Source organism: Anaerostipes caccae L1-92, from assembly GCF_014467075.1.
GTDB lineage: Bacteria > Bacillota > Clostridia > Lachnospirales > Lachnospiraceae > Anaerostipes > Anaerostipes caccae.
The window spans coordinates 1,207,213-1,221,241 of the sequence record NZ_AP023027.1 but is presented as its reverse complement, the minus strand read 5'-3'; the positions used below and the strand labels follow the sequence as shown (position 1 = coordinate 1,221,241).

At 44.4% G+C, this 14,029-nt stretch carries 14 protein-coding genes; 4 read left to right on the top strand and 10 right to left on the bottom strand.

From position 1 onward, the window contains the following. Positions 1–14: 14 nt before the first annotated feature. Positions 15–1,307: a PTS transporter subunit IIC gene (locus ANCC_RS05950; RefSeq protein WP_006568779.1), complete on the bottom strand. Its 1,293-nt coding sequence runs from the start codon at positions 1,305–1,307 to the stop codon at positions 15–17. A gap of 24 nt (positions 1,308–1,331) precedes the next feature. Then, positions 1,332–1,640, bottom strand: coding sequence for a PTS sugar transporter subunit IIB (locus ANCC_RS05945; protein WP_006568778.1), 309 nt, complete (start codon positions 1,638–1,640; stop codon positions 1,332–1,334). A gap of 272 nt (positions 1,641–1,912) precedes the next feature. Between ANCC_RS05945 and ANCC_RS05940 the strand changes: the two genes are divergently transcribed. The 3 genes from ANCC_RS05940 to ANCC_RS05930 all read left to right on the top strand — a co-directional run bounded on the left by ANCC_RS05940 (position 1,913) and on the right by ANCC_RS05930 (position 3,811). Continuing rightward, complete coding sequence (locus ANCC_RS05940; RefSeq protein WP_009288814.1) at positions 1,913–2,683, top strand: DeoR/GlpR family DNA-binding transcription regulator; 771 nt, start codon at positions 1,913–1,915, stop codon at positions 2,681–2,683. A gap of 94 nt (positions 2,684–2,777) precedes the next feature. Next, positions 2,778–3,206 (top strand): helix-turn-helix transcriptional regulator, encoded by a 429-nt coding sequence (locus ANCC_RS05935; protein ID WP_039947054.1) that lies wholly within the window; start codon positions 2,778–2,780, stop codon positions 3,204–3,206. Further along, entirely contained in the window at positions 3,203–3,811 is a 609-nt protein-coding gene (locus tag ANCC_RS05930; protein WP_006568774.1) for an ATP-dependent Clp protease proteolytic subunit, read from the top strand. Before ANCC_RS05935 ends, ANCC_RS05930 begins: the two co-directional genes overlap by 4 nt. A 126-nt stretch (positions 3,812–3,937) precedes the next feature. On the opposite strand, the gene ANCC_RS05925 is transcribed toward ANCC_RS05930, so the two are convergent. The 3 genes from ANCC_RS05925 to ANCC_RS05915 all read right to left on the bottom strand — a co-directional run bounded on the left by ANCC_RS05925 (position 3,938) and on the right by ANCC_RS05915 (position 7,732). Next, a complete protein-coding gene (locus ANCC_RS05925; RefSeq protein WP_006568773.1) occupies positions 3,938–5,239 on the bottom strand; it encodes a glycoside hydrolase family 10-like protein in 1,302 nt (433 codons plus the stop codon). Positions 5,240–5,339: 100 nt separating this feature from the next. Continuing rightward, positions 5,340–6,620 carry a 3-phosphoshikimate 1-carboxyvinyltransferase gene (aroA, locus tag ANCC_RS05920; RefSeq protein WP_006568772.1) on the bottom strand — a complete coding sequence of 427 codons (1,281 nt, stop codon included), beginning with the start codon at positions 6,618–6,620 and terminating at the stop codon, positions 5,340–5,342. 2 nt (positions 6,621–6,622) lie between these two features. Beyond that, entirely contained in the window at positions 6,623–7,732 is a 1,110-nt protein-coding gene (locus ANCC_RS05915) for a prephenate dehydrogenase (protein WP_006568771.1), read from the bottom strand. Positions 7,733–7,902: 170 nt separating this feature from the next. Here ANCC_RS05915 and ANCC_RS05910 point away from each other — a divergent pair, with 170 nt between their 5' ends. Then, a complete protein-coding gene (locus tag ANCC_RS05910) occupies positions 7,903–8,484 on the top strand; it encodes an HD domain-containing protein (RefSeq protein ID WP_039947052.1) in 582 nt (193 codons plus the stop codon). 56 nt (positions 8,485–8,540) lie between these two features. Here the strand turns inward: ANCC_RS05910 and ANCC_RS05905 are convergent, their stop codons facing one another. The 5 genes from ANCC_RS05905 to ANCC_RS05885 form a co-directional block, all read right to left on the bottom strand. Continuing rightward, positions 8,541–9,326 carry a ZIP family metal transporter gene (locus tag ANCC_RS05905; RefSeq protein WP_039947050.1) on the bottom strand — a complete coding sequence of 262 codons (786 nt, stop codon included), beginning with the start codon at positions 9,324–9,326 and terminating at the stop codon, positions 8,541–8,543. A 116-nt stretch (positions 9,327–9,442) separates the two neighbouring features. Next, complete coding sequence (phnX, locus tag ANCC_RS05900; protein WP_006568768.1) at positions 9,443–10,228, bottom strand: phosphonoacetaldehyde hydrolase; 786 nt, start codon at positions 10,226–10,228, stop codon at positions 9,443–9,445. Next, positions 10,225–11,322 carry a 2-aminoethylphosphonate--pyruvate transaminase gene (gene phnW / locus ANCC_RS05895; protein ID WP_006568767.1) on the bottom strand — a complete coding sequence of 366 codons (1,098 nt, stop codon included), beginning with the start codon at positions 11,320–11,322 and terminating at the stop codon, positions 10,225–10,227. The genes phnX and phnW overlap by 4 nt, the downstream gene beginning before the upstream one ends. A gap of 15 nt (positions 11,323–11,337) precedes the next feature. Next, positions 11,338–12,345: an ABC transporter substrate-binding protein gene (locus tag ANCC_RS05890; protein WP_006568766.1), complete on the bottom strand. Its 1,008-nt coding sequence runs from the start codon at positions 12,343–12,345 to the stop codon at positions 11,338–11,340. Then, positions 12,342–14,024, bottom strand: coding sequence for an ABC transporter permease subunit (locus ANCC_RS05885; RefSeq protein WP_006568765.1), 1,683 nt, complete (start codon positions 14,022–14,024; stop codon positions 12,342–12,344). The genes ANCC_RS05890 and ANCC_RS05885 overlap by 4 nt, the downstream gene beginning before the upstream one ends. Positions 14,025–14,029: the final 5 nt, after the last annotated feature.

Genomic DNA, 14,029 nt, shown 5'->3' with positions numbered 1-14,029 from the left:
TAAATAAATACTACCTAGATCAACCCTGCAAACTTTGCAATGATCGCGATGATCACGTTGTAAATGGTGTCGCAGACTGTACCAACCACCTGTGCTCCGCCGGACAGGTCCATAGTCCCGGCCGCCTTTACTACCAGTGTTGTAAGCCCTGCCATAAAGCTCATGGCAATCAGCTCATATACAGTAACCATAATTGCTGAGATCAGTGTCTTCAGTACATTACCTTTGGATGCCCATGAAGAAACGGTCGTCGTATAAACCATGCCGCCTACAAGGCCAATGGGAAAGAAATTCACTCCCGGAACGATAAATCCCAATGCTATTGTAATCGGTATCATGATGACAGCTGTCTGAATGGCGCAGGTATCACCAAGCCCCAATGCCACGTCCATACCGATATTAATGTCGTATTCGTCTCCAAGCTTTTTCTGCATAAATTCAGAGGCAGCCTGTCCGATAGGTCCCAATCCTTCCAACAAAACAGATACCATCTTTGGAAGCAATACAATGGCTGCCGCAATGGAAATGCTGATCGTCAAAGTATTTGCCGCAGACTGTTTTGTAATAATACAAAGGATGATACCGATCACAAAACTCATAACCGACGTATCTCCGAAAATTCCTAATCTCTTACTGAGGGTCTTTAAATCAAATTTCGTATCTTTGATTCCGGGAATTCTGTCCAGGACCCAGTTTGTCATTTTAGCGATCGGGTAAGCCGTTACCATAGCAAATTGGGTGGTAACGGCCGTTCCCTCCTGTCCGAAATAGTCCTGCCAGCTTTCTGCGGTGGCATCTGCCACCTTCAGCACGATGACCGAACAGACAAGAGCCGCAATCGTTCCCGCAATTCCCGCGGTAATAACGGAAGCTCCTCCGAGTCTCATCGGATAATAAACCATACACGCGGTAATTAAAAAATGCCAGTAATTCCACAAGTCCACGTTTAATGTTTTTGTAAACCGGAATCTCACCAGAATAAAATTTAATATAAACCCCAGCGGAATCACCAGCATCGCAAAGGGTGTTGACCATCCTGCCGCTCCGAGCGCCGGCCATCCGCCGTCGATGACAGTAAATCCGCTCCCAAGATTCTGATAATATCCGGAGATGTTCCCCATCGCTCCGGTAAGGATTCCCAGTGCCGTGTTAATTCCAAGAAATCCAATCCCTACCATCAATCCGTTTCTGACTGCTTTCTTTACTCCTATCCTAAAGTAAAGACCCAGCACTGCTATGACAAACGGCAGCATGGCGGAAGCTCCTACATCCGAAATAAATTTTACTATCGTATTGATCAGTTCCATATAATCCTCCTTTGTTTTCCCACACTATCCATTAATCTTTTCATTCAGACCTGTAATGACATCTTTAATCTCTGCAATCTTTTTGCCTTTTTTTATTCCGGTCAGAAAAGCTGTAACATTGACTACCGGACACGAAATTTCTTCTCTATAGCAATTTGTCACAAACACAATATCCATCTCATCTGCTTTTTCAGATATTTCCGGAACCGTACCTTTTATGATTTTTACATCAATCCCAAGTTCCTGAAATATTTCATGGACTGCATTTGCTGCAACCGTCGAAGTCGCAATGCCGCTGCCGCATGCTACCATCGCTCTGATCTCTCTTCCCATAACTTCACCTCCTTACATTTTGATACTTTTATTTCATTTTTTGTTTACTTATTGAGATTTATGATTCTTTTTTGTCGTTTTATTGATTTGTTTGATTCAATATTAATTCTGTTTTCCTCTTTTGTCAACCTTTTTATCTATAAAATTCATATTTTTGATTTATTAATTTCAATTTTGGATAAAATATTGACATCTTTGTGTCATTTCAGTATTATGGTAGAAAGAAATATGATGTCCCATTAGAGTTGTGTTCTGTACAGAAAGGAAAGACTATGGCAAAAAGAGAAAAAAGACTGAATGAATTGTTATCTTATATTAAAACTTATGAGTATGTTCCAATCCCCCAGCTGATGAGCGATTTTAATGTTTCAAAATCAACGATCATTCGTGACCTGTCCATTTTAGATGAACAGGGACTGATTGAGCGGATCCACGGCGGAGCCCGCGCGCTTTCCGATGACCGGATCACAAAATTTAATATTCGGGAAAAGCTCAATGAAAAAGAAAAAACTGCGATTGTGCGCCGTGCCGCAATGCAGGTCCATGACAATGACACGATCTATCTGGATACAGGTTCTACCTGTTTTCTCCTTTACAAAGAGATCACCGCAAAGAATGTCACGGTTTTCACCCCTAATCTGGCGATCATTCATTATGGCCCCCGTTCCAACGTGACACATATTTATGCCCTTGAAGGAGAGGTGTCCACCTCCAACTATTCACTGACCGGCAACCTGACACTTGAAAATATGAAAAGGATCTATCCGGAAAAAATTTTCTTTTCTGCTCTTGGTCTTCACAACCACCATAATCATGAGATCCAATGTGCAAATGAGATTCAGATGAGCACTATAAGGATCATTTGTGAGATGGAAGGGTTAAAGATTCTTATGCTGGATTCTTCAAAGATCGGTCTTCACAAAGCATTCCAGGGAAATCCGGTCCGTGACGTTGACCTGCTGATCACAGATTCCAATATTTTGGCTGAGGATGCCAAAAGTATTCAAAACAGTGCGAAAGAGATGATTGTTGCAGACTTGTGACATATCATGAAAAAGTAAAGTGGGCAGTAAAACAGCATTTTTTATTAAGACACGGAAACTCATACTAATTATAATGATGGAAGGAGGTGAAACTATGAAACAGCAAAAAGAGATTGTAGAAAAAGTCGTGAATTACATTGAGGATAATATCAAAAGTGAAATTAGTGTAGATATAATTGCTAAAAATATCGGTTACTCAAAATTTTATCTGAATCGCATATTTTCTGAACGTACAGGAATTACCATTTATAAATACCTGCAAAGCCGCAGGCTTACCATTGCTGCGGAAAAACTGATAAAAACAAACGAGCCTATTACAGAAATTGCTTATGAAGCCGGATATGACTCTCAGCAGGCATTTTCACTTGCTTTTAAACAGTTATACGTATACCCGCCCAAAATTTATAGAAATATGAAGGTTTTTGTGCCAAAGCAAAACAGAATCTCCTTGCGTGGAAATTTCTATTATACACAAAATATTAGGTTTATCCGCAGGATTAAAGAAAAGGAGCTGGCCGCATGAGTACAATTCCTTATGTCATTGAGCAAACGAACCAGGGAGAACGAAGCTATGATATTTTCTCACGTTTGCTGTCAGACAGAATTATTTTTCTGGGTGAAGAGGTAAGTGATATTTCTGCCAGTTTAATTGTAGCACAAATGCTCTTTCTGGAAGCCCAGGACCCAGGCAGAGATATTCAGCTCTATATTAACAGTCCGGGAGGTTCCGTAACTGCCGGCTTTGCAATCTATGACACTATGAAATATATTCAATGTGATGTTGCCACAATATGCGTTGGTTTAGCTGCAAGTTTTGGAGCGTTTTTATTAGCCGGAGGCACACAGGGCAAGCGAATGGCGTTGCCCAATGCTGAAATTATGATACATCAGCCGGCTATACATGGCAATGGTATCCAGGGACCAGCCAGCGATATAAAAATAATGTCTGATTATATGCAAAAGAACAAACAAAGATTAAACAGAATATTAGCTGAAAATACAGGGCGCAGCATCGAAGAAATTGAAAGAGATACTGACAGGGATCATTTTATGAGTGCCGAAGAAGCACTGAAATATGGTCTCATTGATTCTGTTATTTCCAAAAGGCAGAAAAAGCAGCACCTCTGATCTCTGTAAGAAAGACCGGTCGCGGAGTGTTTTTATTTCATAAGGAAGGTCATAGAACTTTCCTATGAAACAAAAAAGAGATTATTCAGAATTCTATATTTCTGAATAATCTCTTTAAATTTTTCTTTACTTTAAAACTGTCTTCAGCTGGTTTACTGCTTTCCTGCTGGTCTTGCTTTTAAGGTCCTGATAGTCAAAGAATGCAAATCCGTCCACTTTGTACTTGCGGCCATACTGTACCTGTTTTTTCAGCACCTTCGTGTCACTCTTCCATTCTTTTCTCTCTGCCCGGTTCTGTCCAGCATTGTGTCCTGCCCGGTAGACTCCGATCCCAATATAGAGCTTCACTTTTTTCTTCCTTGCAGCCTTCACCCATCGTCTCGTCACTTTGTCAAATGCAGCCGTCGGATGTTTGAATCCCCAGTAGATCTGAGGACAGATATAATCCACATAAGCCGTGGAGTTCAGCCATTTATGAATATCTACATAGTAAGAATACTTGCTGGTCAGATTGTCAATGTTTCCTGCCGGACTGATGCCGAAGGTCACGTTCGGGTCCACACTTTTGATCGTCTTTTTCATCCTCTTGACCAGGTTATTTACCTGAGCCCTTCGGTATGTATAAATGCTTTTTTTCTTCTTTTTGTAGGAAGATTTGTTGTATTCTTTGGCATCGAATGCTTTCTTGACATTCTTCTTTGAAAAACTCGGATAGAAATAGTCATCCATATGGATTCCATCCACATCGTACTTCTGGACAATCTCCTTTGCCCCGTTCACGATCAGGTTTTGTACGGCCTTTTTGGATGGGTTGTAATAAAGACTTCCCCCGTAGGAAAGTACATTCCTCCTTGTAGATTTCTTTGCATTCCACTTTCTGGCCGGGTTGTTCTTTGACAGCTTTTTATAGCTGGTGCTGCCCTTGGTCACCCTGTAAGGATTCACCCATGCCTCAATCGCCATTCCTTTGGAATGTGCCACAGATACCATGATCTTCAGCGGATCATATCCCGGGCTTCTGCCCTGTTTCCCTGAGATATATTTGGACCAGGGAAAGTACTTGGACTTATAAATAGCATCACCGAACGGCCTTACCTGCACGATTACACGGTTCATGCCAAGGCTCTTTCCCTTGTTTACAACTTTTGTAAAATACTTTTTAAAATTGGATGCGTTATTCTTTTTATAGGCGTCACGATATTCATCATAATCATAGAATGAAAACCAAAAAGCCTTATATTCTTCTGATGCTTTTGTTGTCTTTGCCTTCTGTTCTGTCTCTGTCACAGCGGTCTTTGGCTGTACCTTTGCGATCTGATTTCTTCTCTGGGCAGCCCGCACCACTGCCTCACTGCTTAAACTGACAAACATGGCACTGGCAACCAGCCACGCTGTCAGACGCAGGATCTTCACCCTTGATTCTTTCATACTCTTCGATCCTTCCCTTCCCACTATCTGATTCTGTCAATTTTCTGTCACTGCTGTCTCCATTGTATGAAGAATTTTCCAGCTTGTCAATGGAAGAATCCTATTGTCCGGCGAGCATCTGTAACTGCTCGTAGAAGTTTGGATATGACACGTCCACACACTCTGCATCCTCAATGACCGTTGTTCCCTGTGCATTGATCCCTGCGACAGAAAATGTCATGGCAATCCGGTGGTCATACTTGCAGTGAATAGTCGCTCCTCTCAGCGGATTTCCGCCGCGGATGATCATTCCGTCGTCGGTTGCCTCGGCGTCTGCTCCCATTTTTACCAGATTGTCTACAGTCAGATCAATTCTATTGGATTCCTTCACTTTTAGTTCTGCCGCATTTTTAATCACGGTCTCGCCCTCTGCAAATGCCGCCATCAGCGCAATGACAGGGATCTCATCAATCAGTGTGGGAATCAGCTCTCCGCCGATCTCCGTGCCTTTCAGCCTGCTTGTTTTTACTGTAATATCTGCCGTCGGTTCTCCGTTATCGTCTTTTACATTGGACATCGTAAGATCTGCCCCCATAGCTTCACAGACTTTGATGATGCCGTTCCTGGTCGGGTTAATGCCGACCTGTTTCAAGGTAATACAGGAATCCGGAGTCACAAGTCCCGCGGCAATGAAAAACGCTGCAGATGAAATATCCCCCGGCACTGCAATGTCCGTGGCCGTCATCTCTTTTGGCGGCATCACGGATGCCGTTGTACCCTCCGACAATACCTGAACTCCGAAAGACTTAAGCATCAGTTCCGTATGGTTCCTGGACAGCGCAGGCTCTGTGACACTCGTTCTGCCGTCCGCATAGAGTCCCGCAAGAAGAACTGCGGATTTTACCTGTGCGGAGGCCACCGGCGATTCATAGCGGACTGCCTTCAATGGTTTTCCGGTTATTTTAAGCGGAGCACATCCGTCTCCATTGACACTCTCAATCTCCGCTCCCATCATGGAGAGCGGCTTCATGATGCGCCCCATGGGGCGTTTGTTTAAAGATGCATCGCCTGAAAGTGTGACTTCAAAATCCTGTCCGCTCAGAATCCCGGAGATCAGCCGGGTGGTCGTCCCGCTGTTTCCCACATCCAGCTGTTTCTCAGGTTTTTTAAGTCCACGGAGGCCGTTGCCGTGTACCGTAACCACTGTGCCTTCCTGTTCTATCCTGACTCCCATTGCCCGGAAACAGTCTATGGTAGCCAGGCAGTCCGCACCGGATAAAAAGTTTGTGATATGTGTCGTTCCCTTTGCCAGAGACCCGAACATGACTGCCCTGTGGCTGATGGATTTATCTCCCGGTATGGATATCGTGCCTTTTAGTCCTTCTACTTTCTTAAGTTTCATTTCTAGTTCCTTTCATATACACTGTAATTTTTATCCTGCAGTATCTCTCTGGCGCGTTTGGCAGAGACATCATCGTAGAGCATAATCTTTAAGACACCCTCTTCAAACTCCCGGTTATGGATGATTCCGATATTTTTAATACTGATATTATTAAGCGCCAGCAAAGTCGTAGTCGTAGACAAGGTTCCCGGCTCATCCGGAATATCTACAAATATCTCATAAGATTTTTCCATCAGTCCCACAGCACTGTCCGGAACGGTCTCCCGGTACTCTCCTGCCTCTTTAAAATACTCGTTCAGATAACTGTGGTCGTCTCTGTCCAGCGCATGGATCATTTCGGAAATACTGTCTTTGATCTGCACTAGAAGCTCTTTTATATTTTCCTTATTGGAAAGACTGATCTGTTCCCAGACTACAGGAGAGGATGATGCAATCCTTGTGATATCTTTAAACCCGCCGGCTGCCAGCTGTTTTAAGATGCCGTCTTCGGTGTCCATATTTCTCACCGTATGTACCAGTTCTGCCGCCATAATATGCGGAACATGGCTGATCGCGGCAGTAAAAGCGTCGTGGCGCTTTGCATCCAGCAGGATCGTCAATGCACCCAGTTCTTCTATAAAAGATGTAAATTCTTTCACCTTCTCGGTATTTACTTTTTCTGTAGGCGTAATAAAATAATAGGCATTTTCAATCAAACGGTCAGAGCTGTAAGAAAATCCGGCTTTTTCTGAACCAACCATGGGATGTCCTCCGATAAAGCAGGTTTCCATGTCCAGATCTTTTACTTTTTTATGAATCCCGCCTTTTACGCTTCCCACATCCGTCACAATGCATCCCTCTTTCAGATATGGCTTCAGCTGTTCTAAAAACTGGAGATTATGCTGTACCGGTGCGCACAGAAAAATATAGCTGCATTCAGAGAAACCACTGTTAAGTTCCGCCGCCGGGCGGTCCAGAACTCCTTCCTCCACAGCCTTTTTCAGGGCTTCTTTATCTGTGTCATATCCGATCACCGTATAGTTCGGAAATACTCGTCGTACATTTTTGGCAATGGACCCTCCGATGAGTCCAAGCCCAATAAATCCTATTGTAAAATTCGTCTCTGTTGACATATAGATCGCTCTCCTTGTGTTGATTGATATGGTTCATTTTACCGTGGCTATGGGGAAAAGTCAACACATCGTCACTTTAAAGCATCAAAGCAGAGAATTCCTTCATTGACCGCATCTTAAAAATGATTTATGATAAGTATGTAAAAACATCCGCAAAAAAGGAGAAACCCATGTTTGAGAAAGCAATTATCTTTGCAGCGAAAGCCCATTCCGGCCAGAAGCGAAAGGGAACCGATATCCCATTTATGATCCATCCCCTGGAAGTCGCCTCGATCGTTGCCGGCATCACGCCGGATGAAGAGATGATGTGCGCTGCGGTCCTCCACGATGTCATCGAAGACTGCAGAGATGTGACCGGCGAGGATATACGGAGGGAATTTGGGGATAAAGTAGCGGATTATGTTCTGATGGAAAGTGAAGATAAGAGCAGATCCTGGATTGAGAGAAAACGTCATACAGTGGATTTTTTAAAACACCGTGCAAAACGTCCTGCCAAAGTCATTGCCCTTGGGGACAAGCTAGCCAACGTCCGTTCTCTGGCCAGGGACTACAAACTCCTTGGAGACGAGCTGTGGCAGCGTTTTAATATGAAAGATAAGAATATGCAGGGCTGGTATTACAAAAGCATGATCGAGTGTTTTAAAGAGTTTTCTGATTACCATGAATACAACGAGTACTGCTGTCTGGTTGAACAGGTGTTTAAAGACACCATTGATATTGATATAGAGAATGAAAAAACAGGCGTGAGATAAATATTTCACGCCTGTTTTCGCTCTCTGAGCCGAACCCCAAAGCAGCTGTGCTCCAGCTATCCCAAGGCTACATCCAGTACCATCATGATCAGGAATCCAACCATGACACCCAGGGTTCCGGTGTGAGAGTGTTCCCCAAGATGTGCCTCAGGGATGAGTTCTTCCACTACTACATAAATCATAGCTCCTGCGGCAAAAGACAAAAGCCACGGCATATAAGTTCCAAGTCCTTCTGCCGCCAGCACGGCCAGCACACCGAACACAAATTCCACCGCGCCGGACAGTGCCCCGAACACAAATGCCTTTCCTTTGGATAAGCCTTCTCTCCTCAGCGGAAGAGAAATTGCCGCCCCTTCCGGAAAATTCTGAATCCCGATCCCGATGGCCAGGGCGACAGCACCGCTGAATCCCACGCCTCCGTGCCCGCTCGCCACGGCGAAAGCTACACCCACGGCCATTCCCTCCGGAATGTTGTGTAAGGTAACGGCGAGGACGAGCAGAGTCGTCCTTTTAAACGAGGAAGAAAGTCCCTCCGGATGTTTCTCCCCCAGATGCAGATGCGGCATCAGCCGGTCCATCAAAAGAAGGAAGACTCCTCCGAGGATAAAGCCTCCGGCAGCCGGTATCCAGCCGATCTGCCCATTGGCTTCTGCCTCTTCGATAGCAGGGATGAGAAGGGACCATACAGACGCTGCGATCATGACACCTGCGGCAAATCCCAAAAAGACCCTCTGCATATTTTCCTGCACGTCTTTCTTTAAGAAAAAAACAGTGGCTGCGCCGAGAGCTGTCATCAAAAATGTAAATCCCGTACCTCCGGCCGCCCACTTTAAAGCTTCCATATATCCCACTCCTTTATTGCTTTTTGTTAAAACTAAATAAGCCATATCTTAAATGATATGACTTATTATTTCATATTTCTATATTATATGCAATCTTATCGAAAACATAAAGACCTTTATTGAGTCAGTTTTTTCAGCAGCTCCTCTAATCCGGACAAATTTTGTATTACATAATGGGCACCGGCATTTTTAAAGGTTTCCTTTACTTTTCTGCACACAGTTTCCTTCTGTGAATCTGTCATATTTTCGTATTCCTCTTTGGTCAGTCCCATCTCTGAGCTTCCTTCCACCACACCCACAGAAATGACACCCGCATGCCGTGCCTCTTTGATGTCAGAAACCGTATCTCCGATCTTCACCACATTTTTTACCGTGGAAACCTTCAAAGCTTCCAGATTTTTAAATATCATATATGGATAAGGCCGCCCGATTCCTTCTGTGGAATCCGGTGAAAACCATGCGTCAGGCTCATATCCCTGTTCCTTTGCACCTTTCGTCACGACTTCCATCATAGCATCCGTATAGCCGGTCGTGGAGCCGATCTTAATGTTCTTCTCCCTGAGAAACTCCACCGTTTCCGGCACATACGGCTTGAGTGTTGTAAACTGGTCTAAAATACTCATGAGTTTGGATTCAAATAAATCATACATCTGAAGCACGTGATCCTCGGAAGGTTCCGTTCCATGTTCCTTCACCCACAAGTCATGAATCCGCGGCATGGAAAGCATCGTCCTGATGTGATCGATCTTCAGCATTCCCATAGGTTCTCTCACCTCATCCATGGTCGGCTCGATTCCAAAATGTTTAAATACTTCCACGAAAGCCTGCACCGGTGCAAAACATCCGTAATCTACCGTAGTTCCTGCCCAGTCAAAGATAACTGCTTCTATACATCTGCTCATTGTTCCTTCTCCTTTAAAAATTGCTCCATGATTTCTGAGAGTTTCTCAATATCCTCAGGATATATTTCTCCAATGGTGCCGATGCGGAATGTCTCGGCTTCCGTCACCTTCCCCGGATAGATCGCATACCCGCGCTCTTTGATATAATGATACATCTCACTGAACGTAAAATCTGTATCTGCCGGATACAAAAACGTAGTGATGACCGGTCCCTGATGAGCGCCGTCAATATAAGGCTGCATACCCATAGACTGAAACCGTTCGATCAAAATGCGGTTGTTTTCCCGGTAGCGGGCCGCCCTTTTTGCAATTCCGCCTTCTGCTTCCAGTTCTTTAAGCGCTTTTGCAAAGGCAAGGACCGTATGAGTAGGGGAGGTAAATCTCCATTTTCCGTCCTTCTCCATCGTTTCCCACTGGTCATATAAGTCCAGGGACAGGCTTCTGGCGTTTCCTTTACTGTCTGACAGCTTCTTTTTATCGGCGATGATAAAAGAAAAGCCCGGAACACCCTGAATACATTTATTTGCGCTGCTTATGAGAAAATCAATGCCTAATTGTCCGACTTCAATGTCCACGCCTCCAAAACTGCTCATAGCATCGACGATTAACGTCTTATTGTATTCCTTCACCACAGAAGCAATGGCCTCAATATCATTGAGAATGCCGGAAGTCGTCTCACTGTGCACCATAGCCGCATGAGTGATTGCAGGATCTTCTCTCAGTATCTTTTCAACAACTGCTGCCTGGGGAACCTTTCTATAATCTTCCCGATAAATTTCATAAGGTATCCCCGCATGCTCTGCAATGTCCGCCATACGCTCCCCATATGCACCGTTAGCAATGATCAAAAGCTTTCCGTTTTCATTTATCACGCTGGTGATCACGGATTCTACACCGAAGGTCCCACTGCCCTGCATGAGGACGGCCGTATAGTCGTCCTCTGACACGTGCGCAAGGGAAAGCAGCTGTTTCCTTATCGTCTGGGTGATGTTTTTATAATCTTCATCCCAGGTACAGTGATCAAAAAGCATCTCTTGTTTTACAGTGTCCGTGGTTGTAAGCGGACCGGGGGTTAATAACTTATAGTGGTTCATCTTTCTACCTTTCTCTTATTTTGCGCTTTCTGATAATTCCTGATGTTTTTCCAGAAGATCCAAAGTCAGTTTTTCTTTAAATACTTTTGGGTTTCCGGATTTGTTTTCACTCGATTCGTCCTCGCCGTTATAAATCGGGATCGGATACGTCTTAATTAAGTCTGTTCTTCCCTTTTTGATGATGCATTCTGCCATCTCAAGGGCAAGCTTTTTCTTGCCGCTGTCTTTTTTGTCCACTACGGAAACACACTCTGTCAGAGAAAAGTTTCCTTCTTTCGGGTCTACATAATCAATCGGAAGACCGTCCTTTTTGTCTGCCACCGCCTGCTGTCTTAAACCAAATCCAATGGCCACTTCCCCTGCCCGGACCTTCTTGATCGGAGCGGAGCCTGAATCTTCGATGTGGTCTCCTGCATTCTGGTAAATGTCGTGGAGGATGCTTTTTGCTTCTTTCTCCCCATATTCAGACACAAGGCCCTGTATCAAAAGCCATGCGGTGGAAGATGCTTTGATATCCGTCACGGAAATAGATCCTTTATACACGGGCTTTGCCAGGTCTTTGATGGATTTCGGTTTCGGAAGTTTCTTCTCCTTCATTACTTCCGTGTTCAGGATCAATGTTCCTTCCTGTGCCGTGATTGGTGACTCATACTTCTGAAAATCAGATTCTTTCTTTAAGTTCCTGCCGAAACCAAGATCCGCAAACATCTTGTTTTTCTTCTGGGCACTCTCAATATAGAAGGTGCTCATCGTCACCATATCGGCCTCTATATTTTTGCCCTCTGCGATCAGCTTTCCTCCCAGTTCTGAGGTTCCAAACGTCTGAAGAATATATTTCCCTTTGTATCCGTTTCCGTCCAGCGCTTTTTTCATAGCCTCCACGGCTTCGTCGTCTGCGTTGGAATAGATCACCACCTGCTCATCCTGTTTTTTCGCGGAACACCCGGAGGCAAGCACTCCGGTCGCTGCCAGAAGGGCAGCCATACACATCACTGATGCTCTTTTTAACCATGTCTTTCTCATAAACTTCTCTCCTTGTTTTTTCTAATATGTAATTTAAAGAATTGTCCTGCCGCCCCTCCCTCTGTGGCCCCTGCAAGCTTGGTAAATGCAAACTTACCGACGATATTTGTCGCAAGGATCAGAAGGGAAAGCACAAACACTTCGTTAAATTTGTTATAATACTGCAGTTCTTTGATCTTTGTCGTGATAACCATGGTCCTGGCCCCTGCGATAAAGATGACCGCACTGATCGTCACCATGGCATTGATAAAGTAATAGCTAAAAACTTCGATAATCGTGCTCAGCGCATTTGGCGTCACGATCCTCAAGATCGTTTTTGCCCAGCTGTCTCCCATAAGCATCGCCGTTGTCTCCCATGAGGCGTTCATTTTCCCCAGGGAACTCTTCATCATCAGATAAGGCGTGGAAAAAAAGTGGACCACGTTGCAGATGATGATCAGCAAAAATGTATTTTGAAGACTGGTGCCTGAAAATAGGAATAAAAATGCGAGGCCCAGCACCATTCCGGGTATCGTGTTCGTCACCAGGGCAATTCCTTCTATGATGTCTTTTGCCTTTTGACTGATCTTACTCCTGGCTGTCACCAGGGCGCTTCCATATGCGGCTATAGTGCCGAGTGCTGCCGTGGCCGCTGCTACAAACAATGAATTTGTGTAGACATTGAAAAGGTTCGGGTCCTCAAAGACATTTCTGAAATTGTCCAGTGTAAAACTAAGCCTGTAGGGCCATTCTTCCACAAATGGAATTACAAAAATGACTGCAAATACAGATAAGACGCTGACGATCAGAAGAATACTGACCCCGCCGCATAAACCATCTCTGACTCTGTTCTTTTTCAGTTCGATCTTGGAAATCTTGTTATACCTAATCTGGTATTTCTCCAATATTTTTAAAACCGTAATGCTGACGACAGACGGCACAAGCATTACGACAGCCACTACCGCGCCGTTTTGGAAATTCGGTATGCTTCCGAGCATCTCGCTGTAAAGCAGAGATGCGATGGTCTTAAACTTTCCTCCCACTGCCGCCGGAATACCGAAATCCGTAAAACTCAAGAAAAAAGACTGAATCACGGATGCAGCCAGCGTTCCTAAAAGAGGACGAAGCACTGTCATTTTGAAATTTGCAAAGGCACTGTCACCCATCACTCTGGACACAACCATATACTTTTTATCTATGTAGCCCATCGTATTATTGATCAGCATGAATGAAATAGGCAGAGTATAAATGACGTAGCCCATCAAAAGACCTTTCATTCCGTAGATTTCAAACAGCTGCTTCCCGAACAGCCGGGTCAGAAGCCCCTGTTTTCCGAAAGAATAAATGATTGCAAAACCGTAGGTAATCGTCGGCAGAAACATGGGCAGCACAGCGGCTCCTTTGATAAATGTCTTGATCCAGTTCGGTGTGTTTGTATAGTGGATTGTATAAGCCAGGATAAATGCCAGCAGAGTCGTAACCGCCGCGCTCAGTCCCGCAACGCCGAAGCTGTTTCTCAAGATTTCCAAAAAATCTTTCCGCGCAAAAACAGACTGAAAATTTTGTAAGGTAAGCCCTCCTCCTTCTGTCGTAAACGACTTCATCAGAAGCTGTACCACCGGGACTGCTAAAAATGTAAGAAAGATCAGCGCGATCCCGGCAAATATGATTTTAATCTCTTTTTCTTTTCTATGTTTCATCTCAT